The organism is Gaetbulibacter aestuarii (genome assembly GCF_039537665.1).
GTDB lineage: Bacteria > Bacteroidota > Bacteroidia > Flavobacteriales > Flavobacteriaceae > Gaetbulibacter_A > Gaetbulibacter_A aestuarii.
Map to the genome: position 1 here is coordinate 33,873 of NZ_BAABAY010000001.1, position 26,616 is coordinate 60,488.

Annotated in this window: 16 protein-coding genes; 9 read left to right on the forward strand and 7 right to left on the reverse strand. The window is 37.1% G+C overall.

Features of this window, described 5'->3' with window-relative positions:
* Positions 1-26: 26 nt before the first annotated feature.
* Positions 27-2,675 (reverse strand): alanine--tRNA ligase, encoded by a 2,649-nt coding sequence (alaS, locus tag ABD682_RS00155; RefSeq protein WP_344737704.1) that lies wholly within the window; start codon positions 2,673-2,675, stop codon positions 27-29.
* A 216-nt stretch (positions 2,676-2,891) separates the two neighbouring features.
* On the opposite strand from alaS, the gene ABD682_RS00160 reads away from it, so the two are divergent.
* From ABD682_RS00160 to ABD682_RS00180, 5 genes are all read left to right on the forward strand, one after another.
* Positions 2,892-3,863, forward strand: coding sequence for a M23 family metallopeptidase (locus ABD682_RS00160; RefSeq protein ID WP_344737706.1), 972 nt, complete (start codon positions 2,892-2,894; stop codon positions 3,861-3,863).
* Positions 3,863-4,192: a MerR family transcriptional regulator gene (locus tag ABD682_RS00165; RefSeq protein ID WP_344737708.1), complete on the forward strand. Its 330-nt coding sequence runs from the start codon at positions 3,863-3,865 to the stop codon at positions 4,190-4,192. The genes ABD682_RS00160 and ABD682_RS00165 overlap by 1 nt, the downstream gene beginning before the upstream one ends.
* Before the next feature lie 69 nt (positions 4,193-4,261).
* Complete coding sequence (locus ABD682_RS00170; protein WP_344737710.1) at positions 4,262-4,861, forward strand: LemA family protein; 600 nt, start codon at positions 4,262-4,264, stop codon at positions 4,859-4,861.
* A gap of 2 nt (positions 4,862-4,863) precedes the next feature.
* On the forward strand, positions 4,864-5,304 hold the full coding sequence (locus ABD682_RS00175) for a TPM domain-containing protein (protein ID WP_344737712.1): 441 nt from the start codon (positions 4,864-4,866) through the stop codon (positions 5,302-5,304).
* Positions 5,305-5,309: 5 nt separating this feature from the next.
* Entirely contained in the window at positions 5,310-6,128 is an 819-nt protein-coding gene (locus ABD682_RS00180; protein WP_344737714.1) for a TPM domain-containing protein, read from the forward strand.
* A 9-nt stretch (positions 6,129-6,137) separates the two neighbouring features.
* Here the strand turns inward: ABD682_RS00180 and ABD682_RS00185 are convergent, their stop codons facing one another.
* From ABD682_RS00185 to ABD682_RS00210, 6 genes are all read right to left on the reverse strand, one after another.
* Positions 6,138-8,912 (reverse strand): outer membrane beta-barrel protein, encoded by a 2,775-nt coding sequence (locus ABD682_RS00185; protein ID WP_344737716.1) that lies wholly within the window; start codon positions 8,910-8,912, stop codon positions 6,138-6,140.
* Positions 8,913-9,038: 126 nt separating this feature from the next.
* Positions 9,039-10,343, reverse strand: coding sequence for a ribosome biogenesis GTPase Der (gene der, locus ABD682_RS00190; protein ID WP_344737718.1), 1,305 nt, complete (start codon positions 10,341-10,343; stop codon positions 9,039-9,041).
* Between the two features lie 129 nt (positions 10,344-10,472).
* Positions 10,473-11,357, reverse strand: coding sequence for a GTPase Era (gene era / locus ABD682_RS00195; RefSeq protein ID WP_344737720.1), 885 nt, complete (start codon positions 11,355-11,357; stop codon positions 10,473-10,475).
* A gap of 118 nt (positions 11,358-11,475) precedes the next feature.
* Positions 11,476-12,204, reverse strand: coding sequence for a BamJ family beta-barrel-assembly machinery protein (gene bamJ / locus ABD682_RS00200; protein WP_344737722.1), 729 nt, complete (start codon positions 12,202-12,204; stop codon positions 11,476-11,478).
* A 112-nt stretch (positions 12,205-12,316) separates the two neighbouring features.
* Positions 12,317-13,810, reverse strand: coding sequence for an aminotransferase class V-fold PLP-dependent enzyme (locus ABD682_RS00205; RefSeq protein ID WP_344737724.1), 1,494 nt, complete (start codon positions 13,808-13,810; stop codon positions 12,317-12,319).
* 1 nt (position 13,811) lies between these two features.
* The gene (locus ABD682_RS00210) at positions 13,812-15,845 is read right to left on the reverse strand and encodes a protein-disulfide reductase DsbD family protein (RefSeq protein ID WP_344737726.1); all 2,034 of its coding nucleotides are present in this window, start codon (positions 15,843-15,845) and stop codon (positions 13,812-13,814) included.
* Between the two features lie 225 nt (positions 15,846-16,070).
* Between ABD682_RS00210 and ABD682_RS00215 the strand changes: the two genes are divergently transcribed.
* The 4 genes from ABD682_RS00215 to ABD682_RS00230 all read left to right on the forward strand — a co-directional run bounded on the left by ABD682_RS00215 (position 16,071) and on the right by ABD682_RS00230 (position 26,572).
* Positions 16,071-17,486 (forward strand): sulfatase-like hydrolase/transferase, encoded by a 1,416-nt coding sequence (locus ABD682_RS00215; RefSeq protein WP_344737728.1) that lies wholly within the window; start codon positions 16,071-16,073, stop codon positions 17,484-17,486.
* Positions 17,470-19,149, forward strand: coding sequence for a right-handed parallel beta-helix repeat-containing protein (locus ABD682_RS00220; protein ID WP_344737730.1), 1,680 nt, complete (start codon positions 17,470-17,472; stop codon positions 19,147-19,149). The genes ABD682_RS00215 and ABD682_RS00220 overlap by 17 nt, the downstream gene beginning before the upstream one ends.
* Before the next feature lie 4 nt (positions 19,150-19,153).
* Positions 19,154-22,294 (forward strand): glycoside hydrolase family 2 TIM barrel-domain containing protein, encoded by a 3,141-nt coding sequence (locus ABD682_RS00225; RefSeq protein ID WP_344737732.1) that lies wholly within the window; start codon positions 19,154-19,156, stop codon positions 22,292-22,294.
* Between the two features lie 180 nt (positions 22,295-22,474).
* The gene (locus ABD682_RS00230; protein ID WP_344737734.1) at positions 22,475-26,572 is read left to right on the forward strand and encodes a hybrid sensor histidine kinase/response regulator transcription factor; all 4,098 of its coding nucleotides are present in this window, start codon (positions 22,475-22,477) and stop codon (positions 26,570-26,572) included.
* The last annotated feature ends 44 nt before the right edge of the window (positions 26,573-26,616 follow it).

Consider the following 26,616-nt stretch of genomic DNA (forward strand, 5'->3'; position numbering starts at 1 on the left):
AATAACATTAAAAAAATGGAGATGTGTTACTCGATGTATCCTTTGGCTTTCTCCAGTGCATCAGGAATACCATCCGGGTTTTTTCCGCCTGCGGTAGCGAAAAATGCTTGTCCGCCTCCACCGCCCTGAATAAATTTCCCTAACTCACGAACGATCTGCCCTGCATTAAGATTTCGCTTTTCAACCAAAGGCTTAGAAATATAACAGCTTAACAAGGCTTTACCTTCTTGTTCCGAAGCAAATAATAAAAGGGCGTTATCAAACTGATTTCCCAATTCAAATGCAACGTCTTTTAATCCACCCGCATCCAAATCCAGTTTTTTAGCCAAAAACTTAACGCCGTTAATCTCCTGTAGTTCATCTTTTAAACCATCCTTGATATTACCTGCCTTCTCTTTTAATAAAGACTCAATTTCCTTCTTCAGGTCGGTATTCTCGTCTTGTAATTGTTTTACCGCCTTAACCGGATCCTTAGCATTATTCAACAATGACTTTACTTCAGCGAAGGCCTGACTATTTTCAAGGAAAAAATCTTTAGCTGCTGCATTTGTAATGGCTTCAATACGACGTATGCCAGAAGCTACAGCGCCCTCAGAAAGTATTTTAAAATGCCATATTTCACCGGTGTTCTGAACATGAGTACCGCCGCAAAGTTCAATGGATTTTCCAAATCGAATGGTTCTTACGTTATCGCCATATTTTTCACCAAATAAACTCATAGCCCCTTCTGCAATGGCTTCTTCTTTTGCTACACTGCGCTGTTCCTGTAATGGTAACTTTTCAGCAATTCGAGCATTGACAAAATTTTCAACGTCCTGCAATTCTTCCGGAGTCACTTTGGAAAAATGGGAGAAATCAAAGCGCAAATACTTGTCGTGCACCGCACTTCCTTTTTGCTGTACATGGTTTCCTAAAACTTCACGCAAGGCTTGATGCAATAAATGAGTTGCACTGTGATTACAAGCGGTACGGAAACGCGCTGTTTCGTTTACTATCGCCTTAAAGCTTTCATTAATATGCTTTGGTAGGTTTTTAGCAAAATGAATAATGACGTTATTTTCTTTTTTGGTATCTGTAATATAAACGACATCGCCGTGCTCATCTTCCAGGTAACCGGTATCACCTACCTGTCCACCACCCTCAGGATAAAATGGTGTTGTATCAAAAACTAATTGATACATATCACCACCTCTTTTCGAACTTACCTTTCGGTACCGCGTTATACGCACGTTAGATTCTAAAGTATCATAACCCACGAATGATTCATCAGCAGCTTCCATTAAGATCGTCCAGTCATCAGTACTCATTTCACCGGCTGCACGAGAACGGTCTTTTTGTTTTTTCATTTCGGAATTAAATTCTTCCACATCAACACTAAAACCTTTTTCCTTGGCAATGAGCTGAGTTAAGTCTAATGGAAATCCAAAAGTATCGTATAATTCGAATGCAGTCTTTCCTGAAACAACTTTCTCGATTTCATTAATAGCATTTACTTTTTCTTTGGCAAAATCGGTAAAACTTATATGCTCTTGAAGCATTTGAATTCCTCTATCCAAAGTACTTAGGAATGAGTGTTCCTCCTCTTTTATAACATTCTGAATTAGTGACTTTTGTTCTCTGAGCTCGGGAAACGCTTCACCCATTTGTTTACTTAGCACTTCCAGCAATTTATAAATAAAGGGTTCTTTTTGATCTAAAAAGGTAAAACCATAACGTACGGCTCTGCGCAGAATGCGTCGGATTACATAACCGGCTCCTGTGTTGCTCGGCAACTGTCCATCAGCAATAGAAAATGCCACGGCGCGCACATGATCTGCAATAACGCGAATGGCTACATCGGTTTTTTCATCAAGACCATAATCTTTTCCTGTTAAGGTTTCAAGTTCCTTAATTAAAGGCGTAAAAACATCGGTATCGTAATTGGATTGTTTTCCTTGTAACACCATGCACAGGCGCTCAAAGCCCATTCCGGTATCAATATGTTTATTTGGTAAAACTTCTAATTTACCATTGGCTTTTCGGTTGTATTGCATGAATACGAGATTCCAGATCTCAACCACCTGAGGGTGATCCTGATTGATCAATTCGTGACCCGGTATTTTAGCTTTTTCTTCCGCAGAGCGAATATCAACATGAATCTCACTACACGGGCCGCAGGGTCCCTGATCGCCCATTTCCCAGAAATTATCCTTTTTATTTCCTTTTAAAATGCGATCCTCAGCAATATAATTTTTCCAAATATCAAAGGCTTCAGTATCCATAGGTAGACCATCTTCTTCATCACCTTCAAAAACCGTTACATATAATATGTCTTTATCAATCCCAAATATTTCCGTTAAAAGTTCCCACGCCCAAGCGATGGCTTCTTCCTTAAAATAATCCCCAAAACTCCAGTTCCCCAACATTTCAAACAGGGTATGATGATAGGTATCGTATCCTACTTCCTCCAAATCATTGTGTTTACCGGAAACTCTTAAACATTTTTGTGAATCCGTCAGGCGATTGCTTTTAGGTTTTGCATTTCCCAAAAAATACTCTTTAAAAGGGGCCATTCCGGAATTCACGAACATTAAAGTTGGATCATTCTTTACCACCATGGGTGCAGAAGGAACCACTGTATGTTGTTTATCTTCAAAAAAACTTAAAAACTTAGAGCGAATTTCTTGTGATCTCATTCGTATTTCTTACTTGCCTATTTTATGATATTTTGTATATTTTGAGAAACAATGATTATCTTTACGAACTTGTTTTTTAAAGACAAGCGTGTAAAAAAAGCTTTTCAAGTAAGTATTATGGAATATATTCACAATACGAATTAAAAAGTTTCATCGTTTGCTAAATGTTAAGATGCATAATTGCAGCTTATTTTTCAGCAAAAATACTATAATTTAATGAGTAAGGTAAAATATTATTACGATTCTGAAACATTATCCTATAAGCGTATAGAACGACGCAAAAGAACCACATTCAAATATGCGGTAATGTTCCTTTTAGCTTCAGCTTTATTTGCCTTTTTATTTGTTTTCATAGCGGGACAATATGTGGAATCGCCTAAGGAAAAAGCTTTAAAGCGTGAATTGCAAAATATGCAATTGCAATATAAGATCCTGAATAAGAAAATGGATGATGCCGAAGCCGTTTTGGCCGATGTAGCAGACCGCGATAATAATCTGTACCGTGTTTATTTTGAAGCTAATCCCATTCCGGAAGAACAACGCAAAGCTGGTTTTGGTGGGGTAAACCGATATAAAGACCTTGAAGGTTTCGATAATTCTAAACTCATAATTCAAAGCAGTAAGCGCCTGGATGTTTTACAAAAGGAAATCGTGGTGCAGTCCAAATCTCTTGATGAAATTGCCAAGCTTGCTGCGGAAAAAGAAAAATTACTTGCAGCTATTCCCGCGATTCAGCCAGTAAGCAATGAAGATCTATCGCGCATTTCTTCTGGTTTTGGTATCCGAACCGACCCCTTTACCAAAGCAAAAAAAATGCACTGGGGAATGGATTTTGCTGCTCCACGAGGTACGCCAATTTACGCTACAGGCGATGGGGTTGTAGTACGTGCTGATTCACGCGCAAGCGGTTACGGTAAACACATTCGTATAGATCATGGGTTTGGTTACGAAACTTTATACGGACATATGTACAAATTCAATGTACGGCGTAATCAAAAAGTAAAGCGTGGTGATTTGATAGGTTTTGTAGGGAGTACAGGACGATCTGACGGTCCGCATGTGCATTACGAGATCTTTAAAGATGGTAAGCGCATTAATCCCATAAACTTCTATTACGGTAGTTTAACTGCTGAAGAATATAGTAAAATGGTACAGCATGCCAGCTTAGAAAACCAATCTTTAGATTAATGCAAATAGACCTTCCAGAAAAACGATATTACGGTATTGGCGAAGTGGCCAGGGCTTTTGGAGTGAATACTTCATTAATTCGTTTTTGGGAAAAGGAATTTGATGTACTCCAACCTAAAAAAAATGCCAAGGGCAACAGAAAGTTTACACCGGAGGATATTAAAAATCTCAAGTTTATTTTTCATTTGGTAAAAGAACGAGGATTTACTCTGGAAGGTGCCAAAACGCATCTTAAAGAAGAAAAAAAACAAGCCCTTAGTACTTTCGAGATTATTGATAAATTGGAAAATATCAAATCTGAGTTAATCAAAATTAAAAATCAGATGTAACATTTTGATTTTGATACCAACTAATAAGATACCTAACACACAAAAAAATTAACATTAAACAAATCGAACATGAAAAAATGGCTTCCTTTAATTATTGTTGCTATTGTGGTCTTTGGAATTTATTCCTGGGCAAAAGGCTTTAACAACACAGCTGTTGATTACAAAGAAAAAGCAACCCGAAGCTGGGGCAATGTAGAAAGCAGTTATCAAAGAAGAAGTGACCTTATTGGTAATTTAGTAAATACCGTAAAAGGTGCGGCTGACTTTGAGAAAAGCACATTAACACAAGTTATAGAAGCTCGTGCCAAAGCGACCTCTACAACCATCGACGCCAATAATTTAACTCCTGAAAAATTAGCGGCTTTTAATGAGGCACAAAGCGGATTAAGCTCTGCCTTATCGCGGTTATTGGTTACCGTGGAACGTTATCCTGACTTGAAAGCGAATCAAAACTTTCTTGAATTACAAAGTCAGTTAGAAGGTACTGAAAACAGGATTAATGTGGCCAGAGATCGTTATAATGAAGCTGTTGAAATTTATAACAGACATGTAAAACGTTTCCCTAATTCCCTTCTAGCCGGCATATTTAATTTTGATCCTATGGATTATTTTAAAGCAGAAGCCGGAGCTGAGAAAGCGCCGGATGTAAATTTCGATTTTAATAATTAGGCATGTCAAAAACTACGGAGTACATCTTAAAACCTTCCGAAGAAGATGCCATAATTGAGGCTATCAAAAAAGCGGAATTAAAGACTTCCGGAGAGATACGTATCCATATTGAAAAAAAAGCAAATGGCGATGCTTACAAGCGTGCCTTGGAAGTATTCCATTTGCTAAAAATGAATCAAACCCAACTTCGAAATGGTGTTTTGATTTACCTTGCTGTTGAAGACAAGACCTTCGCGATATGTGGGGATAAAGGCATTAATGATGTTGTTCCTGATGATTTTTGGGATACTACAAAAAATTTGATGGAAACACATTTTAAATCAGGTCGATTTAAAGAAGGACTTATCGCTGGTATCGATAAATCCGGAGAACAGTTAGCAACCTATTTTCCGTGGCAAAAAGACGACGAAAACGAATTACCAAACACCATTTCTAAAGGATAAAAATTATGCCGGGCATAGCAATTAAAAAACAAGTAGTAAAAACAACACGTATTTTACTTTTGTGCACTACCCTATTTCTTTTTAATAAGGTAGCCGCTCAATATGAAATCCCGGACAAACCCGATTTTCAAACCAGTGTTTACGATTATTACCACCTTCTTGATGCTTCTCAGAAAAAACAATTAGAACAAAAACTTATACGGTATTCCGATACCACATCAACCCAAATAGTAATCGCTATAATTGCCTCAACACAAGGTGAAAATATTAATTACCTCGGTGCACAGTGGGGAGAAAAATGGGGCATTGGTCAAGCCAAAGAGGATAATGGCATATTGATACTGTTAGCACAAGATGATAGAAAAATAGCTATTAATACAGGGTATGGCATTGAACCGTATTTGACGGATGCTTTATCCAAGCGAATTATTGAAAATGACATTATTCCTTATTTTAGAAAAGGTGATTATTACGGCGGTTTAAACCGTGGTGCTGATGCTATTTTTGAAGTACTCACTGGCACCTACAAAGGCGTACCAAATAATGAGAAAAATTCCCGAAAGGGTAATAAATTCGGATTTATCCTCATTATAATCTTCATTGTCATTGCTTTATCCATTTCTAAAAACAGACGTGGCGGTGGCGGCCGTGGTAACAGACGTCGTGGATTTAGCATTTGGGATGCTATTATTCTGAGCAACCTCGGACGTGGTGGTTTTGGCGGAAGCTCCGGCGGAGGCTTCGGTTCCGGAGGCGGAGGCGGCTTTGGTGGCGGTTTCGGCGGCGGAGGCTTTGGAGGTGGCGGAGCCTCGGGTGGTTGGTAGAATTACAGGTTAATGAAAGTAAAACACATCATCCCTTACTTCTCCTTTTTTACCTAAACTATTGAATTTCCAACTAAACCCAAACATAAAATACTGGCGTAATACCGTACTTTGAGAGTCTTGAATGTAATCCTGAGTTGCCGTACGACGCGCATTTGTGTTTTGGTTTAAAATATCATAAGCCTTTAGGGTAATGGTTGCTTTATCCTTCAGAATAGAATATGCGAGGGTGGAATTCCAGAACCAACTGCTTTTTTGAAACCCGGGTCCAACGTTAGGATTATAAAGATATTTAATTTCGTTGCGCCACTCCAAACCTTTGGGCACGAAGGTAGCTGTACTTAGGGTGAGGTCATGATATAAAAACGAGCGATCGTTAAGAGCATCAATATCAAAGGTATTCTTCGATAAATTCAATTGGTATCTCGGTGTGATCTCAAAAACATCTTTCCAGTTAAAAGTAACATACATTCGCGGGGTTATCGTTGAGTTTTTACTGGCATACCGGATATCATTATTAAAATTGATATCTCTGCCGATATTTCCAAATACACCAACATTCACCTTGATGGTTCTCAATGAGTCTAATTTGAATTGTTTACTATATCCCAGGCTGCCATAAAAACTATAGTTACCATTAACATTGGCATAAGTCGTTTCTCTTACAAAATTTTGATCTACCGTTGTTTTCCGAACGATGGCATTATTTTCAGCACGTCCATTAAGATAACTGTAGAAACCTGTTTGGTCTTGAAAGTTAAAAGCGTTAAAGCTTAAATATACCGAATGTGAATTTGTCGGTTTAAGTTCAGGATTTCCTATGATCACGTTTAATGGGTTTGAAACATTCCTAAAGGCTTGCAATTGGTTTAATTGTGGTGTAATATTATTCAGGAAATACCCAATTCCAAATGAAGATTTTGAACTTATTTTATATCGAAAATTAGATGTAACCTCCAACGCTTCAAAATCTCTGGATAAATTTAATTGAGGGCGTAAAAAGTCACTATTACTTAAGGTTCGCCATAGGTAACGCGTTTGTACTCGGGCAGACCAGATTTTATTTTGAAATCGAATCGTCGCCTCAGGGCGTTTCATTTCATTGGTATAATCAAAATCGGTACTAAGATCAGAATTGAATTGCGTAAAGCGGTCGTTATTATCCTTATCAAAAGTACTTTGCTTATCCGTGGAATTATTTCTACTATAGGTATAACCCAAATTAAAAAATAATGCATCGCCTATCAGAGGAATATTATAGTTTACTGAGCTTTCGATATCATTCTGTTTATTTTCACCATTGGTATATTGATCACGAATGGTCGTATCAGGATTATTACCATAAATATCCACCTCTGTCATTAAATAATCATCCGTGTCTCGTGTTGAGATATCGTTGTTCATTTGAAATTTTAAATAAGCACCATTACTACCAAAACGTTTGGTAACTGTCACACGATTACTAAAGTTCTTCCCAATATTTTCAACCTCGGAAGATGTTGCTGAAGCATTGGTTAAAGTCTGATTTTCATCTAAAGTTTCCTCATCTCTCGAAAATCCGGTTTTCGATTTATTATACCTAAAAGAAGGATTGATATTAATGAGTAATGTTGAATCCACCTTGATATCAAAAGCCATATTAGCACTATGGCTCTCATTATCACTTATTGAATTTGAATTTGAATTGGTAAAAAAACTCCCGTCAGGTAAAAACGTTTCACGTTCGGTATTTGATCTGTTCTCTGAACTACTCCCGGCAAAAAAATAATCCGAACTCACATCTATTTTTTCTCCAAATTTATCGGCATAATTGAGACCACCATTTTTAGACGTGGTAATGCCCTCACCGCCTCCAAAAGCACGTCCATCGATTACAAAAGAACCGTTCTGATTAAAACGAACATTGTTCATAGAACCAAACATCTTTCGAATTTCACCAAAACTAAATCCGGGAGAATTGATATTGTTTCCACCCATAAGCACACTGATCCGCCTATCGTTATTAAAACGATTGAACATCCCGGCGAACTCATAGCGTTTATCGGTTCCTGCACCTCCGGCAACACGACCAAAAACACCTTTATTGTTCTCTTTTTTGATCGTAAGATTTATGGTTTTATTTTCATCATCACCCTCCTCGCCCGTAAATGCCTGCGATTTGGTTTTCGTGTCGACCACCTGAACTTTTTCAATGATTTCCTTGGTTAAATTTCGTGTGGTTATGGTAGGGTCATTTCCAAAGAAGGGCTTACCATTTACCAAAATTTTATTTACCGGTTTCCCGTTTACGGTTATAGAGCCATCATCGGCTACTTCTACCCCGGGCAATAACTTCAACAAATCCTCTACATTAGCGTCCTTTTTTGTTTTAAAGGACTTTACATTGAATTCCAGAGTATCTTTCTTTACCGTTATAGGCGCACGAGATTCGATCACCACGGCATCCAGCTGATTATTATCAACAGCCATGTTTATGGTATCCAGAACAATATTTTGCTTATTAATTGGAATAATTCTGGTGTAAGTTTTAAAGCCTATGTAGGATATATTTAGGCGAAGCTTTGTGTTTGATGTTGAATTTTCCAGGGTGAAGTCACCATGTCTATCTGAAATGGTATAGCTTACCAAACTACTATCCTGAATTTTTTCTAAAAAGATGGTAGCAGACTCTAAAGGACCTTGGTCTTCAGAGGAAATAATGTTACCGGTAATTTTGAAATCTTGTTTTTGTGCGAATGCTGAAATTGAAAACAGAAAAAAAAGGACAAAAAAATACTTGGGCATGATTGATTGATGATTGGTTAATGCTTTTTGAAGGTTAGTTAATATATTTTATAACCCAAACTGCAAAATATTTGCTTAAATATATATTTTAAAATGTAAGTGGTTTCTTAAAGAAATATTAAAGTTTTACTTTTTTCGCATGTAAACACTAACCGGAACACCTGTAAAATCGAAGTTTTCACGTAGTTTATTTTCTAAAAAACGTTTGTAAGGGTCTTTGACATATTGTGGAAGATTACAGAAAAAAGCGAATTGCGGCTGTGGTGTTGGCAACTGCATCACATATTTAATTTTAATATATTTTCCTTTATTTGCGGGTGGCGGATAGGCTTCTATCAAAGGCAACATAACCTCATTAAGTTTACTGGTTTTAATACGCTTTGTACGATTTTGATAAACCTCAACAGCCGTTTCAATAGCTTTAAAGATCCGTTGTTTTGTTAATGCCGACATGAAAATTATTGGAACATCAATAAAAGGTTCCATCTGGGCCCTAATAGCCTTTTCATAAGCTTTAAGCGATTTATTATCCTTCTCAATGAGATCCCATTTGTTCACAAGGATCACGATACCTTTACGATTCCGCTCAGCTAACCAGAAAATATTTTGTACCTGGCCATCGAAACCACGTGTGGCATCCATAACGATCAAACACACATCGGCGTGTTCAATGGCACGAACACTGCGCATTACAGAGTAAAATTCAAGATCTTCTTTTACCTTCGATTTTTTACGAATTCCAGCGGTATCCACCAAATTGAATTCAAATCCAAATCGATTGTACTTCGTATCAATAGCATCACGCGTGGTTCCCGCTACATCGGTTACGATATACCGATCTTCCCCAATCAGGGCGTTTATAAATGAAGATTTTCCGGCATTAGGGCGTCCTACTACTGCAAATCGTGGCAAAGCATCTTCTTCAACCTCAGGTTTTTCAGGTAGCGCCTCAACAAGATCATCCAATAAATCTCCGGTACCACTACCGTTAATACTTGCAATGGTGTAATAATCGCCTAGTCCAAGCGCGTAAAATTCAACGGCATCCGCAGCACGGTTGGCATTATCTACTTTATTCACCACAAGAAATACCGGCTTTTCAACCTTGCGCAACAATTTTGCCACATCCTCATCCATACCGGTAACACCGGTTTCAACGTCAACCATAAAAATAATGGCATCAGCTTCCTCGATGGCTATTTCAACTTGTTTGTCAATTTCTGCTTCAAAAACATCATCACTCCCCAATACATAACCACCGGTATCGATTAGAGAAAATTCTCTGCCGTTCCAATCGGTTTTACCGTAATGACGATCTCTTGTAACGCCACTCACCGCGTCAACAATAGCTTCGCGTCGCTTAATTAAACGGTTGAAGAATGTTGACTTTCCAACATTTGGTCGTCCTACTATGGCTACTATATTACTCATTATTAAGATGTTTACCCCAAAAAATAATGACTTGATATGGGGTTTAAATTTGTCGCAAAAATATAAAATATAAAGGGACAGACAGTCCTTTTTAAGAAAGATTATTTTTAATTGAAAAAGGCTTGGTTTTTACTGCTGATTGTAACCAAAACGTTTCAACTGATTTTGATTACTTCGCCAGTTCTTATTGACCTTCACGTAAAGTTCTATATGAATTTTTTTATCGAAGAACTTCTCCAGATCTTTTCGGGCTTCTGTGCCAACCCGTTTTAAAGCGGAACCTTTATGCCCGATAATAATACCTTTTTGAGTGTCGCGTTCAACCATAATAACAGAGCGAATTCTAATAATATCTTCAGATTCCTCAAAAGATTCCGTTTCTACTTCCACGGCATACGGAATTTCCTTTTTGTAATGCATTAGAATTTTTTCGCGAATCTTTTCATTGATGAAAAAGCGCTCAGGTTTATCAGTAAGCTGATCTTTAGGATAAAATGGCGGAGATTCCGGTAGTAACTCCAGAATTCTATCAAACACATGTTTTACCTGAAATCCTTCCAACGCGGAAATAGGAATGATCTCAACCTTAGGCAGTTTTTCTTTCCATAATTGGACTTGCGATTCCAGCTGCTCCTGATTGGATCTATCAATTTTGTTCAAAAGTAATAACACCGGAATTTCAGCATGTTCTATTTTATTAAAAAAGGCTTCATCTTTTAGCGATTGTTCTCCGATCTCTACCATATAGACCAAAATATCAGCATCTTCAAAAGCCGATTTCACAAAATCCATCATGGATTCCTGTAATTCGTAAGCCGGTTTAATAATACCCGGTGTATCACTAAAGATCACCTGAAAATCATCTCCGTTTACAATACCCAAAATACGATGTCTTGTGGTTTGGGCCTTGGAGGTAATAATAGATAATTTTTCCCCAACAAAGGCATTCATTAAGGTTGATTTACCAACATTAGGATTTCCAATAATATTTACAAAACCTGCTTTATGACTCATCTGTAATGATCTGATTAGGGTGCAAAGTTACAACCTATATTTTTAGGTTGTGTCAGAAAATAAAAAAACAGGAAGCTCTCACCTCCTGTTTTCTTGATTTAGTATAGTTTAATTAAAATTACTTCTTAACGATATCAAGCAATTCAACCTCGAAAACCAAAGCAGAGAAAGGCTTAATATCCTGTCCTCTTTGTTGGAAGCCATAGGCTAAATCCTGTGGAATGTAGAATTTATATTTAGAACCAACAGGCATCATTTGTAAACCTTCGGTCCATCCTTTGATCACTTGATTTACTCGGAATTGAGATGGTTTACCACGCTCGTAAGAACTATCAAATACAGTTCCGTCGATCAACATACCTTTGTAATTCACTTCTACCGTTGATGTTGCGTTCGGTTTATCACCTGATCCTTCTTTGATCACTTCATATTGCAATCCATCAGCAGTAACTTTTACACCATCTTTCTTTTTATTTTCTTCTAAGAATTTTTCACCGGCAGCTTTATTTTCTCCAAATTCCTCTTCAGCTTTTTTCTGAGCTTCTTCTCTTTGTTTTTCCTGTTCTTCCATTTGTTTTTTCTGGAAGTAGGTTTGTATGATTGGTTGTACCTGATCAGCTGCAATTTTTTGATCGGTAGAATCTAAAACATTCATAAGACCTTCCATTACCAAATCGTGGTCTAATTCGGAAGCATTGGCTTTAATACCTTTAGCAATATTAGCACCTAAAGCATAACTCACAGAATCAATTTCTGTTTTTAAAGGTTTATTTGATATTGTTCTGTTATTACATGATGACAAAACAAGGGTCACCGTTAAAAAACTCACTACTTTTAATAATTTCATCGTGTTAATTTAATTTAAATTGGTCGTAAAAGTAACAAATTAAAGCACAGTATAAAATAGGTTTAACTGTATTTTAATAAAAGATTCAAAATGAAGCAACTTACCGTAAATTCTAGGCCTCAAACCACTTTTTTATAATCTTTTCCTCAGTAGCCGGAGCCGATTTATGGATGAACTCATTTTTTGGGGAATCATAAACGTAATCCTCAGCCCACTGCTTGTGATGCAAAGCAACTTGTTCAATAGCATCACAAATAAAATGCGCTTCTTCATTTGTCATGGTTGGATGAATTGACATTCGCACCCATCCCGGACGCTCGATCAAGCAGCCCTCTAAAATTTTCAATTCAATTGATTTTGAGGTAGCCTGATCAACATTGAGCAAATAATGCCCATAAGTACCCGCACAGGAACAGCCGCCACGCGTTTGTATACCAAAGCGATCATTCAGTAATTTAACCACCAGGTTATAATGTGCATGTTCTATAAAAAAAGAAAAAACACCTAAGCGTTCGGTATGCTCCGGAGCGAGAATTGTTAGATTTTTTATTTGGGATAATCTTGAAAAAACAATCTCATTCAACTCGTGTTCCCGAGCCAAAATCTTATCAACGCCCATGGTTTCTTTTAACTGAATAGCCAAGGCGATTCGAATGGCTTGTAAAAAGCCCGGAGTTCCCCCATCTTCGCGGGTTTCTATATCATCAATGTAATCATGATCGCCCCAGGGATTTGTATAGCGCACGGTTCCACCACCGGGATTATCAGGAACCAGATTCTTATATAATTTTTTGTTGAATATCAATACACCTGAAGCACCGGGTCCTCCCAAGAATTTATGAGGGGAAAACGTGATGGCATCCAAATAATCATCAGGATGCTCAAGATGCATATCGATATTTACATACGGTGCTGAACATGCAAAATCCACAAAACATAAACCATTATTTTGATGCATTAATCGGGCTATGTTGTGATAATTGGTTTGAATTCCGGTAACATTAGAACAACCCGTAATAGCTGCGATTTTAATAGGCCGATCGCTATTTTTTTCTAAAAGCTCCTCGAGACTTTTTAAACTTGGCAGACCGTCATTACCTGAAGGAATAACCGCAACATCGGCAATGGTTTCCAACCAGGACGTTTGGTTGGAATGATGCTCCATGTGCGACACAAAAATAATCGGGCGTTTTTCTTTAGGAACTGTCGTGTGATCCTTTAAATTCTCAGATATTTTAAGACCTAAAATACGTTGGAATTTATTGATAGCTCCTGTCATTCCGGTTCCAACGGTCAGCAATACATCATCTTTTGAAGCATTCACATGCCGCTTGATAATGTTTCGCGCTTCGTGATAGGCACGCGTCATGGTTGATCCGGTTACCGAAGTTTCGGTATGTGTGTTCGCTACATAAGGACCTATAATTTTACTGATTTTTTCTTCAATAGGCTCGTATAATCGTCCGCTAGCCGTCCAATCAGCATAAATTATTTTTTGTTCACCATAAGGCGATTCAAACGTTTGGTTTATCCCAATAATCTGATCACGAAACGGTTTAAAATACATTTCTAAATCTTCAGACGCTATAACAGATCGTTTACCCATATTAAGGGATTTGGAATGTTGGTTTTTCTAATTGTTTGAAAGCTTCCAGACCACAATTCAAAAAGGCTTCATAATCGTCTTCATCCGGTGTATAACCAACCGGCAGATTTAATATTTTTGTTCCATCGCTACTCAACAATACATAATACGGTTGGGTGTTAGTTTGAAAGAACTGGGTTTGAAAATTAGCCCATTTATGGCCATAATTGGTGAGTTCTCTGGTTCCGCCATTTACCTTGTTCACTACAACCTGTTGATCTTTCGGCAAGTCCTTTTTATCATCAACATAAAGCGAGATCAACACATAATCATTTCGTATAATTTTGTCGATTTTATCCTTAGACCACACGTGTTCTTCCATCTTTCTGCAGTTCACACAAGCGTATCCTGTAAAATCCAGCATGATGGGTTTGTTCTCTTTTTTCGCATAGGCGATGCCCTTCTTGAGATCTTTAAAGCAGTTCAAATTGTTTGGGCATTCCTCCGGGAAGATATAACTATAACCTACAGGCGGTGCCAATCCGCTTAAAAGCGTTAATGAGGTAAACGTATTGGTTTCTTTATTCACCCGGAAACCGGAAATTAAATACACGGCAAAAGCAGCTATCAATATACCTAATGATATCCTTGAGAACGATAATTTTTTAATAGGCCCGTCATGCGGAAATTTGATCTTTCCGAACAAATATAAAGCCAAACCGGCAAAAATGATGATCCAGATAACCAAGAAAGGTTCAATTTTTAAGATCCCCCAGTGTGCAACCAGATCTGCGTTCGATAAAAATTTGAAGGCCAAAGCCAGTTCTAAAAAACCTAAAAATACTTTGGTTGTATTTAACCAGCCACCTGATTTTGGTAAAGCATTCATCATATTCGGGAACATCGCAAACATTGCAAAAGGCAATCCGAGTGAAACTCCAAACCCAGCCATTCCGGCGGTCAATTGCCAGGCACCACCATCAGCAGAAAGCGATCCGGCTAAAAGTGATCCTAAAATTGGTCCGGTACAAGAAAATGATACAATCGCTAAGGTTAGCGCCATAAAGAATATTCCAATAAGTCCTCCTGCATTTTCGCCCTGCGTGGTTGTATTCGTCCAACTTGCCGGCAAGGTCAATTCATAATAACCAAAGAATGAAAAGGCAAAGAATACGAAGATCACGAAGAAGATAATATTCAACCAAATATTGGTAGATATTTCATTTAGAATATCAGGGTTTACCGAATCCAAAACATGAAAAGGAATACTTAATAAAATGTATACCGCAAAAATAAAGAAGCCATACAATAGGGCCTTTGAAATACCTGAACCTTTGTTCTTATCGCCCTTTTTAGTGAAGAAACTCACGGTTAACGGGATCATGGGGAAAACGCATGGCGTTAGCAGCGCAAGCAATCCACCTAAAAAGCCTAATCCGAAAATGCGCCACAACGAAGTATTTGCATCAGTCGGACTCGTTTGAATGGTATCACAGGTATTGGAAGTCGTGGTAACACTATCCGGGTTCAAACCATAAAGCAGATCATTCACAGCATCATTATCGCCCGTTATTGTGGGTTCTTCCTCAAAATTAGAATTTGCTTCTGTAGGTTTTACGTTAAAGAATAGATCGATTACCGTTGGAGGCAAACAGCGACTATCATCGCAAACCATAAATTCCACATGGCCTTTGATAATACCAACATCATCGGTAAGCTTAATTTTCTGTTTGAAAACAGCTTCCTCTTCAAAGAATTTTATTTTCATTTGAAACACCGGATCGTTCACGGTATGTCCTTCATCTTCAGAAGTCGCGTCAACGAGTTCAAAACTTTTATCAGGATTCTCGTAAGTAAACGTTGTTGGAATGGGGCCGCCATCAGGTACATTTTGCGAATACAAGTGCCAACCCAGGTCAATTTTAGCCGTACTGATTAATTCGTATTCAGAATCTGATAGTTTGTTTACTGAGGTTTGCCATTTTACGGGCTCTAATATTTGAGAATACCCTAAAGCACTAAGGCATATGAGAACTAATAAAATTATTTTTTTCATTGCTGCTTTTTAACGATGAGCCAAAAATACACTTTATTCGACTTTTTAAGGTCTTTTTAAGATAGTTTTAATGATTACAAACCTACGGGATATTTTTTAGTTGTTTGTAACCCAGGTAACATAGATAAAGACTATAAGTAACGTGAGAACACCTTGTTTTTGAACTGAAAAGCACCCCTAATAACCAATCTTTTTAAACATCTTTGGAAATCACGATAAGTATAAATGAATATTTTTTCAAAACATTTTTCAAGCATAGTAATGGGCTGTTTTTCCTTTTTTGTTTTAGGCTGCCAGTCCCATCAGAAACCCAATAATAAACCCAACGTTATCATTATTCTGACCGACGATTTGGGTTATGCCGACGTAGGTTTTAACGGAAGCCTGGATATTAGAACACCTCATATCGATCGCATTGCAAAAAATGGAGTCCAGTTTACTAATGGCTATGTGAGTTATGCCGTTTGCGGACCTAGCAGAGCAGGATTGATCACTGGGCGTTATCAGGATCAGTTTGGTTTTAGTAGAAATCCACTATTTGCGCCTAAAGATGAATCCCAAGGTCTACCTCTATCTGAGCAAACCATGGCAGAAGCTTTGCATACCGCTGGCTATAAAACCATGGCTATTGGAAAATGGCATTTAGGTGCTCATAAAACGCAGCGACCCCTGGCTCGCGGTTTCGATGAATTCTTTGGATTTTTAAGCGGTGGTCATAAATATTTTCCTGAGGAATGGACAAAAAACGATATTTCCGAAGTAAGCTCTCAATTCGATGCCTACAACACCAAAATCCTGAAAAACAATACCCGCATTGACGAACAGGAATATCTTACTGATGCTTTTTCCAGAGAAGCTGTAAATTTTGTGAAAGCTAATGCAAAGCAACCCTTTTTCTTGTATTTGGCTTACAACGCACCTCATACGCCTCTGGAAGCCACAGAAAAATATTTATCGAGATATCCTGAAATTAAAGATAAAAAACGCAAAACCTTCGCAGCTATGGTTAGTGCCGTAGATGACGGTGTTGGAACTATTTTGAATACGCTGAAAGATTTAAATATCGAAGATAACACGATCATTTTCTTTTTATCCGATAATGGCGGGAACGAATCCAAAGGAGCTAATAACGGACCACTTCGCGAAGGCAAAGGCTGGTTGTACGAGGGCGGTATTCGGGTGCCTTTCGCTATGCAATGGCCGGCCGTTATTCCAAAGGAGCAAAAATTTCATGATCCTGTAATTTCATTTGATATTTTTGCTACGGTTGCTGCGCAAGCAGAAGTAACACCAAAAAACGAATTGAATGGCGTAAATCTGATTCCTTATGTCACCGGCAAATTGCATCAAGCCCCCCATCAGGCTTTATTTTGGCGGCATTATGACAGAGATGCTTTTGCAGTACGAACCAGTGAATCAAAATACGTTAAAGACCGAAATGGAAAAGCCGGGTTATTCAATATTAATGATGATATCAGTGAAAAATCACCTCTGGCTGATCCTTTAAAAATTCAAGATTTGAAAGCTGATTATATGCATTGGAATGAAAAAAATATACCACCACAATTTGACGGTTTATTGCAAAATAAAGACTACAACAAAACGCACCCTAACCGATTTAAAAATGTTGAAAAATACTAATCGTTTTTTTTGGAGAAGCTTTGGCATCATTGGTATTGTCATCGGATTACTTTGGAGTTGTGAAACTTCAAACAACAGTTCTAAATCCTATTATTTTAATCCTGTTTCAGGAAATGATACGAATTCCGGAGACAGCGAAAATTCAGCTTTTAAATCTCTTAGAAAAATTAGTGCTCTAAAATTGGAGGCGGGAGATCATATATATTTAGCTGCCGGTGAAACCTTTTTAGAGCCATTAGAACTTAGAGAAGTTAAGGGATCCGAAACCGAACCTGTTTTAATCAGTACTTACGGTAAGTCAAAAGACACACTCGCACACATTAAAGTTGAAGGCGCTTTGAACGGCGTGCTTATTAAGAATTGTCAAAATCTATCGCTACAAAATCTAAATATTTCCGCGAAAGCGAAAGAAGATCAGAATAAAACAGAGGAACGCACCATGCGCTGTGGCATCCTTGTTCAAATTACCAAAAACGACGTTTATCAAAATATTTCACTAAAAAATATCAAGATAAAAGATGTTTTTTATGAAAAGGAAGGATTTACACGCCCAAAAAATGAAGTTAAATCAGCGAATGGTACTCAGAATTACGGTTGGGGTATTCGTATTATAAATCAAACACAAACCGGATTCATAAAGAATATTCGTATTCAGAATGCTGTTGTTGATAATGTTTCTCATACCGGGATAAAACTAACTTCCCGGGATCATACTGATACTTATGGGATAGACACTTTTGAAATTTCAAATAGCCAAGTTACGAATACCGGTGGCCCGGGAATCCAAATGTCTGGCGTAAAAAACGGACACATTTTTAATAACAGTGTTGATCATTCAGGCAGTGCGAACGATTCCAGAAAATGGGGTCGCGGTAGTGGCTTATGGACCTGGGGTTCGCGAGACATTCTCATTGAAAAAAACCGATTTACAAATGCCAATGGTCCCGGGGATTCGGCCGGTGCACATATTGATTTTAATTGCAATAATGTTATTTTACAATACAATTTTAGTGCTCATAATGCCGGAGGATTTTGTGAAATTCTTGGTAATAATTACAACTGCGCCTATCGGTATAATATTAGTGTAAATGACGGCTACCGTATTAAAGGCGAAAATGGTGCCTTTCAGGAAGGCAAGGTGTTTTGGCTTAGTGGTTACAGTGGTAAAAAACGTCGTGGCCCCTTTAACAGTTATTTTTACAACAATACGATTTATGTTAAGGATTCACTTACCGCTAAAATAGCGATCGATCGATTGGCAAAAGGTATTTTGATTGCCAACAATATTTTTCAAATTGAGGGTTCTTCAAAACTTGTTAAAGGCGATCAGTATAATCCTGAAACTGAAGGTGCCTGGCTGGCAGAGGATGTTATTTTTAAAAACAACTTGTTTTTCACCGATAAAAGTTGGCCAAAAAATTTAAAACTACAAGATACTCATCCGTATTATGGAAACGCACAGTTTAGCAAGCCAGGTGGTTTATTACCAGAGTATTATATTCCAAATAACATAGATTTAATTCAAAATAAAGGTATTCAAATAGAAAAATTACCTCAGGATTCTATTGGAATTATATATGGATTACAAGTAAAAAATGATATTTTAGGCCGGCCTATAAAAAATCTCCCTGATTTAGGCGCCATAGAATTAAACCAAAATTAATAGCATGAAACGCCCATTATTAATAGCACTATTGTTTTCTACTGCACTGGTATTTTCTCAAGATCTACCGGACTGGGAAAACCCCGATACTCTATCCATAAATACGGTAGAGCCACACACGAATTTTATACATTTAAATGAGGCTCCTTTTAGCACGGATCATGGTAATTTATCAAACTACCAAAGTTTAAACGGTATTTGGAAATTCATGTGGACAAAAAATACTGCAGAACGTCCCAAGGATTTTTATCAAAACGATTTTGATTGTTCCTCATGGGATAGTATTCCTGTCCCTTCAGATTGGCAAATGCACGGTTACGGCTATCCAATTTACACCAATATTGAATATCCATTCCCGAAAAATGCACCTTGTATCGCTGATGATTTTAATCCGGTTGGCAGTTACCAACGGCATTTTATGATTCCGGATACATGGAAAGACAAATCTGTTTTTCTTCATTTTAACGGTGTAAACTCCGCTTTTTACGTTTGGGTAAACGGTGAAAAAATAGGCTACAGCCAGGGTTCAAAAACAGGTGCCGGTTTTGATATTTCAAATGCGATTAAAGTTGGTGATAATACGATCTCGGTTCAGGTATTTCGCTGGAATGTTGGAAGCTATCTGGAAGATCAGGACTTTTGGCGTTTAAGTGGTATTGAGCGTGATGTTTTTATATATGCCACCAATAAAATACGCTTTAAGGATATTCTGGTGAATGCTTCCCTGGATAAGGCCGAATACAAAACCGGGGATCTCACGGTAAACTTGATTACGGAAAATGAAAGCAGTAAACTTCAAAATCTGGAATTAGAGGTCTCGTTATTGGATGGCGATAGTTTGATTTACAAAACCAGTGAAAAATTCAAACTTGCAAAAAATACCGGCGACACGATCTCCATCGGAAAAAGTAAGTTGAACATTACGCCCTGGTCGGCGGAAATTCCTAAACGCTACAATTTACAAATTGCTTTAAAGGATAAAAAAGGGATCCAACTGGATGCTACAGCACTAAAAATTGGATTTAGAACGTCTGAGGTTAAGAATGGGCAATTCCTGATAAATGGAAAACCTATTTTGATCAAAGGCGTAGACCGTGTGGAACACGATCCGGTTACGGGCCATACCTTAAGTAAAGAAGACATGCTTGAAGATATTAAAGCATTCAAAGAAAATAATATTAATGCCGTGAGAACGTCGCACTATCCAAACGATCCTTATTGGTATGAATTGTGTGACCAATATGGCATTTATGTTTTGGATGAAGCTAATATTGAATCTCATGGTTATGGTTATGACGACGGTGTAACCTTAGCTCAAGATCCACAGTTTGAAAAAATGCATTTGGATCGGATTAAAAGGATGGTGAAAAGAGATTACAATCATCCTTCAGTGATTATCTGGTCTATGGGTAATGAGGCCGGTGCAGGTCCTAACTTTCGCAAACCTTATCTTTGGTTAAAATCTTACGATCCGTCCAGACCGGTTCATTATGAGCGTTCCGAGCATCCCGGAGCAACATATCAAGAAAAGCTCACAGATATAATTAGTTGGATGTATTTCGATCAAAATAAGGTTGAGACTCAATTTTTCCAAAAAGAGAATAAAAAACCATTGGCAGAACAGCGTCCCTTTATTTGGTGCGAATATGCTCACGCCATGGGAAATAGTACAGGTAACTTTATCGATTATTGGAATTGGATACGGAAACAACCGCATGCTCAGGGTGGTTTCATTTGGGACTGGATCGATCAAGGTTTACAGAAAAAAACGGATACCGGAGAAATCTATTATGCTTATGGAGGCGATTTCGAACCTGAAGGTGTTTACAACGACAATAATTTCTGTGCTAATGGTTTAATGGGTTCCAACAGAGTACCGCACCCGGGATTGCATGAAGTCAAAAAAGTTTATCAAAATGTATGGTTCTCTCAAATAGATGAAAACACTTATGAAGTTTACAACGAAAACTTTTTTAGAAACACCGAATACTTAAAATTTAAAGCAGATCTGGTTGAAAATGGAAAAACTATTACATCTAAAGATCTGGTAATTTATCCTATTGAACCGTTACATACAGAAAAAATTAAAGTATCATTCGACTTTAATAAAGATCCAAACAAAGAATACTTTATTAATTTTTATGCGGTTTCCATTGCTAAAAACAACATCATTCCGGAAAATACGATTTTGGCTTATGATCAATTTTTAATTCAAAAACCACAGGAACAACCGGTTAAGGATCTGGATCTTCATATTGATGTTTCGAAGAAAAAAGATCAATATACGATCACTGCCGGTGCGAACACTTATATTTTTAACCGTGATGATTTAGGGCTTAGAGATATTTTATTTCAAGGAAAATCGATCTTGGAAGCACCTGTTAAAATGAGTTTTTGGCGAGCTCCAACCGATAATGATTTTGGCGCTTTTAAAATAAACAGAGCCCAGGATGCAGCTTATTTCAATTGGCGTGATGCCGATACCAAGTATAATTTAGTATCGATGAAAAAGGATAAAACAGAAGATAATGATCCTGTTCTCATTTATGATTTTTACTATCCGTTATTAAAGGCAAAGAATCGTGTAACCTATACCGTTCTAAAAGACGGAAATTTGAAAGTAGATTGCAAATTAACCCCTGAAGATCCTGACGCCTTAAAATTGATGCCTCGTTATGGGATGGAGTTTGTTTTGAAGAAAGATTTTAATGAGGTAAATTATTATGGAAGAGGCCCTTTTGAAAATTATAACGACCGAAAAACAGCGGCTCTCATTGGACAATATCAAAGAAAGGTGGCAGATTTTTATGTACCCTACATCCGACCTCAAGAAAATGGTTACCGCACAGATAACAGGTTTGTAACACTTGAAGATCAAGACCACCATGGGGTTACTTTTGATGCAGCAGGTGTATTTTCATTCTCTGTTCATAACAACCCTATATCAGATTTTGATCCAGGTAATACCAAAGCCCAACGTCATAGCATTGATATCAAACCTAAGGATAAGATCTGGTTATCTATTGATTATATGCAGCGTGGTGTAGGTGGAGACGACAGTTGGAGTAAAGCAGCCCTTGCCAACAAAGAATATCAAATAGATCCTGAAAAATGTGCTTATTCGTTCATAATTAAACCTTTTTAAATTTTTGATATGCCCATGTGAAATAAAAATTATTTCATGTCTAAAAAATTCATCTATTGGTCAAAAAAAGTATCCGATGAATTTAAAAATTCATATCTTTCAGCATAGGTTTTAATTTAAAAGGACCCAAATTTTCTATTCTCCATTGGATTTTTAGAAAACCCTGTTTAGAAGTGTTAGATGATAAAATTCAGTAAAATAGCTCTCAATATTTTTCTGCTTGCTGCCCTTAATTGCTTCAACTTAAAGGCTCAGGACTTCGATAATATTCAAAAAATTGAATATATAAACTCAGATATTGGTCTTTCACAAAATGAGGTTACCTCTATCTTAAAAGATAAAAAAGGTTTTATTTGGATAGCTACACGAGGTGGTCTGAATCGTTACGATGGAAATAATATAAAAGTATTTCACAACGAAATTGGCAACACCAATAGCCTTATTAATAATTCTATTGAAACGCTATTTGAAGATAGCCATGGTGTGATTTGGATAGGAACCAAATCGAATGGTTTGAGTGCTTACCATCCTGAGCTTAATCAGTTTGAACAAATAAAATCCAATAATCCAGCCATTAAACTTGATGATAAACGAATCATCTCAATTGCGGAAAGTAGTGAGCACGAGTTATGGTTAGGAACCTGGCAAAATGGATTATTCATTTACAACCCTAAAACAAAATCCGTAAGAAAAGCGGGGAATTTAAATAAGATCAACGATATCTACAGGACCACCGAAGGTAATATGTGGTTAGCTACCGATTATGATCTATTAATTTTTGACAAAAATGGCAACCGGGTTAAGCGTGTAGCACTTCGAGACACTCCTATAGAATTCACTTCCGTTTTACAATCTGAAACTACCGGTCTAGGTTATATCGGGACCTGGCGGGAAGGCCTTTTGGAATTCAACCCGAAAACTGAAACCTTTACACAATACAATGGAAATGGTGATAAAAATCTAGCTAATGCCTATTTTTTGTGCGAAGATGATAAGCATAATATCCTGATTGGAACCTGGGGAAATGGAGTACATTATTTCGATACCAGGTCTAAAACATTTTCATATTTAAACCTCTACACCAAAAACAATAAAGGAGGAAAAGAATTATACCAGGATGTTTTATGTGTTTTTCAAGACAATTTAGGAATTCTGTGGTTTGGTACCAATGGAGGAGGTTTGTGTAAATTAGATAAAACCAAAAACGATTTTGAAGACACAGAAGACAGCAATTTACCAAATGAACCTATTTGGGCCATAGCAGAAGATCAGGATAACCAATTATGGGTAGGAATTAAAGGAAATGAGAACCTGTACTACACCGAGAACTATAAAACTTTTTTTAAGATTCCCATTCCGAATGTCACACCACGGAGGTCAAGTGCCATGAAAGATGGTATTCGTACCATTTATGAAGATCGCAATAACAACCTTTGGTTTGCTAATAACAGCAGCTTATTTAAAGTGGAAAAATCGAATTCCGGCTACTCTGTTGAACCTGTTCTGATAAGAGATGACTCGGGTAATTCTGATTACTTAATAAAAATTACAAGCTTATTTCAGAGTAGAGATGGCACATTTTGGATTGGCACGCAACAACGTGGTTTACGAAAATCGGTAAATCACGGTAATCCCGAAACACAAACTTTTAAAAGCTATTTGGTTAATGACCGTATTAGCAAATTTCTTGAAGATTCTAAAGGAAGAATTTGGGTTGGCACCTATCAAGGTCTAAAACTTTACGATAAAAAAGCTGATAAATTCAAAGTTTTCACAAAGGTTCAAGGTAACCCTAATAGCTTAAGTAGCGATATCGTCATTAGTATTCACGAGGATGCTGATGGTACCATTTGGGTGGGAACACCTAATGGTCTAAATCAGGTGGTGGAATCAAAAGAAGGTGAATTCGCCTTTAAATCATTTCAGGAAAAAGACGGATTATCGAACAGTTATATTCATGCCATTTTAGAAGATGATCAGAATAACATTTGGGTTAGTACCAATAAAGGTTTAGTGAAATTCAATAAAAAAGATAATTCATTTTACAACTTTGATATAAATTCAGGTTTACTTTCCAACACATTCATGGAAGGTGCGGCTATTAAAGGGCATCAGGGAAAATTATTTTTTGGTAGTATTTACGGGATCAATTACTTCAAACCCAAAACTATTAAAAGTCTGAATGTGCCTCCAGTTGTGCTATCTGCCTTACGGGTTGCCGGTCAGGAGATTATTCCCGGAGAAATTTATAACAATCAAAAGATCTTAGACAAAGCTATTGAGTACAGTCCGGATATTACTCTGAAAAACAGCAACAACTCCTTCACTATTGAGTATACGGCACTCGATTTTTTATCCAATTTAGGATATACCTATAAATATAAATTAGAAGGATTGGACAAGGACTGGAACACAACTTCAACTGAAAAAAATATAACCTATTCCAATCTTTCTGCCGGAAATTATACCTTCAAAGTAAAAGCTACAAACCTGGAAGCGGGGTTAGAGTCGAAACCAGCATTTTTAAGAATAAAGATTCTACCGGTATTCTGGAAAACCTGGCAGGCCCTTTTAATTTACATTTTTATCTTTATCGGACTGCTTTATTTATATCGCTACATTATTACCAAACAAAGCGACCTAAAAAATAAATTAGCATTATCTAGATTAGAACGTAAAAAAGAAGAGGAACTCATTGAAATGAAAACCCGTTTTTTTACTGATATTGCCCATGAGTTTAGAACCCCATTATCATTAATTTCAGGACCTTTAGAAGTTTTAATGGATGACACTGCCGATCCTAAACAAAAAAAGGGGCACCTTTCTACAATTTATTACCATACACAACGCCTTCTTAATTTAGTAAATCAGCTTCTGGATTTTAGAAAGATCGATAGCGGAAAAATGAAACTTCAGGTTGCTAAGGGTAATTTCAAAAAATTTGCCAAGGAAATTTATTTATCCTTCAAAGAACTGGCCGACAGTAAAAAGATCAATTTTAAATTCGATGTCAAAGCTTCCGAAATACCTTTAACATACGATCGGAATATGATGGAAATTGTGCTATGTAATTTGCTATCGAATGCTTTTAAATACACCCCAAAAAATGGAAATATTACCCTCAGCATTCAAAATATAAAGTCTAAAAAACGCAATCCTAAATTTCCACAGGGCTATTGTGAAATAGTCGTTCAAGATAATGGCCCGGGTATATCTAAGGAAAACCTCAAGCTCATTTTCGATCGGTTTTACCAAACTGCAAATACCAAAACCTCAAATCTTATAGGTACAGGTATCGGTTTGGCATTAGTTAAAAGTATAGTAGACCTTCATAAGGGTAAAATTAAGGTGAAAAGCGAGTTAAATAAAGGAAGTAAATTTATTGTGAAACTCCCTTTAGAAGAAGCTCATTTTACTGAAAAAGACTTCATAACCGACTTTAAAACAGCCGAAGATCCGGTGCACTATAAAGTAGAACGCGTTTTGGAACAAGACGATGAATCGGAAATCCAAGCAGATACCTTTAAAAAGAAATTATTAATTGTTGAGGATAATCCTGAAATCAGGGCCTTTATTAAATCAGTTTTTAATTCCAACTATCAAATTTTTGAGTCACCAAACGGAAGAATAGGTTTCGAAAAAGCCCAAAAACACCTTCCTGATCTTGTAATTAGTGATTTGATCATGCCTGAAATGGATGGCTTGGAGCTCTGCAAAAAGTTGAGGGATACAAAGGAAACATTGCACATACCCATTATTATGCTGACCGCTCGAACCAAAACGGTTTTCCAGGAGCAAGGATACAGTTCGGGTGCAGATATTTACGTTACAAAACCCTTTAATCCAACGGTTTTAAAGGCCCAGGCTGAAGGTTTACTAAATAACCGTGAAAAACTTAAAAACTACTTTTCAAAAAAAGTTACCCTTCAACCAACAGATACCGATATTACCAGTTTTGATGAAGCGTTTATAAATAGCGCTATGAAGGTAGTTGAGGAGAATTTGATGAATGATGATTTAAATCGTGATTTTCTCGCAGAAAAAATGGCTACAAGCCCATCTACTTTGTATAGAAAAATCAAGTCGCTTACCGATCAGGATACCACCGAGTTCATACGTTCTATTCGATTAAAACGTGCCGCACAGATGATTCTTAAAAAGCAGGATAATATTGGATCGATAGGTTATGCTGTAGGATTTAATGATTTGAAATATTTCAGAAAATGTTTCAAAGAGCAGTTTGGAGTAACGCCTTCAAAATTTAAAAAATCAAATTAAAGATATTTTTAATCCATGCTTCGATTAATTGGAAGATAGAACAG

Bases quoted from the DNA above. Each gene is read 5' to 3' on its own strand.
- alaS (WP_344737704.1), bottom strand. From the start codon at position 2,675: ATGAGATCACAAGAAATTCGCTCTAAGTTTTTAAGTTTTTTTGAAGAT.
- ABD682_RS00160 (WP_344737706.1), top strand. From the start codon at position 2,892: ATGAGTAAGGTAAAATATTATTACGATTCTGAAACATTATCCTATAAG.
- ABD682_RS00165 (WP_344737708.1), top strand. From the start codon at position 3,863: ATGCAAATAGACCTTCCAGAAAAACGATATTACGGTATTGGCGAAGTG.
- ABD682_RS00170 (WP_344737710.1), top strand. From the start codon at position 4,262: ATGAAAAAATGGCTTCCTTTAATTATTGTTGCTATTGTGGTCTTTGGA.
- ABD682_RS00175 (WP_344737712.1), top strand. From the start codon at position 4,864: ATGTCAAAAACTACGGAGTACATCTTAAAACCTTCCGAAGAAGATGCC.
- ABD682_RS00180 (WP_344737714.1), top strand. From the start codon at position 5,310: ATGCCGGGCATAGCAATTAAAAAACAAGTAGTAAAAACAACACGTATT.
- ABD682_RS00185 (WP_344737716.1), bottom strand. From the start codon at position 8,912: ATGCCCAAGTATTTTTTTGTCCTTTTTTTTCTGTTTTCAATTTCAGCA.
- der (WP_344737718.1), bottom strand. From the start codon at position 10,343: ATGAGTAATATAGTAGCCATAGTAGGACGACCAAATGTTGGAAAGTCA.
- era (WP_344737720.1), bottom strand. From the start codon at position 11,357: ATGAGTCATAAAGCAGGTTTTGTAAATATTATTGGAAATCCTAATGTT.
- bamJ (WP_344737722.1), bottom strand. From the start codon at position 12,204: ATGAAATTATTAAAAGTAGTGAGTTTTTTAACGGTGACCCTTGTTTTG.
- ABD682_RS00205 (WP_344737724.1), bottom strand. From the start codon at position 13,810: ATGGGTAAACGATCTGTTATAGCGTCTGAAGATTTAGAAATGTATTTT.
- ABD682_RS00210 (WP_344737726.1), bottom strand. From the start codon at position 15,845: ATGAAAAAAATAATTTTATTAGTTCTCATATGCCTTAGTGCTTTAGGG.
- ABD682_RS00215 (WP_344737728.1), top strand. From the start codon at position 16,071: ATGAATATTTTTTCAAAACATTTTTCAAGCATAGTAATGGGCTGTTTT.
- ABD682_RS00220 (WP_344737730.1), top strand. From the start codon at position 17,470: ATGTTGAAAAATACTAATCGTTTTTTTTGGAGAAGCTTTGGCATCATT.
- ABD682_RS00225 (WP_344737732.1), top strand. From the start codon at position 19,154: ATGAAACGCCCATTATTAATAGCACTATTGTTTTCTACTGCACTGGTA.
- ABD682_RS00230 (WP_344737734.1), top strand. From the start codon at position 22,475: ATGATAAAATTCAGTAAAATAGCTCTCAATATTTTTCTGCTTGCTGCC.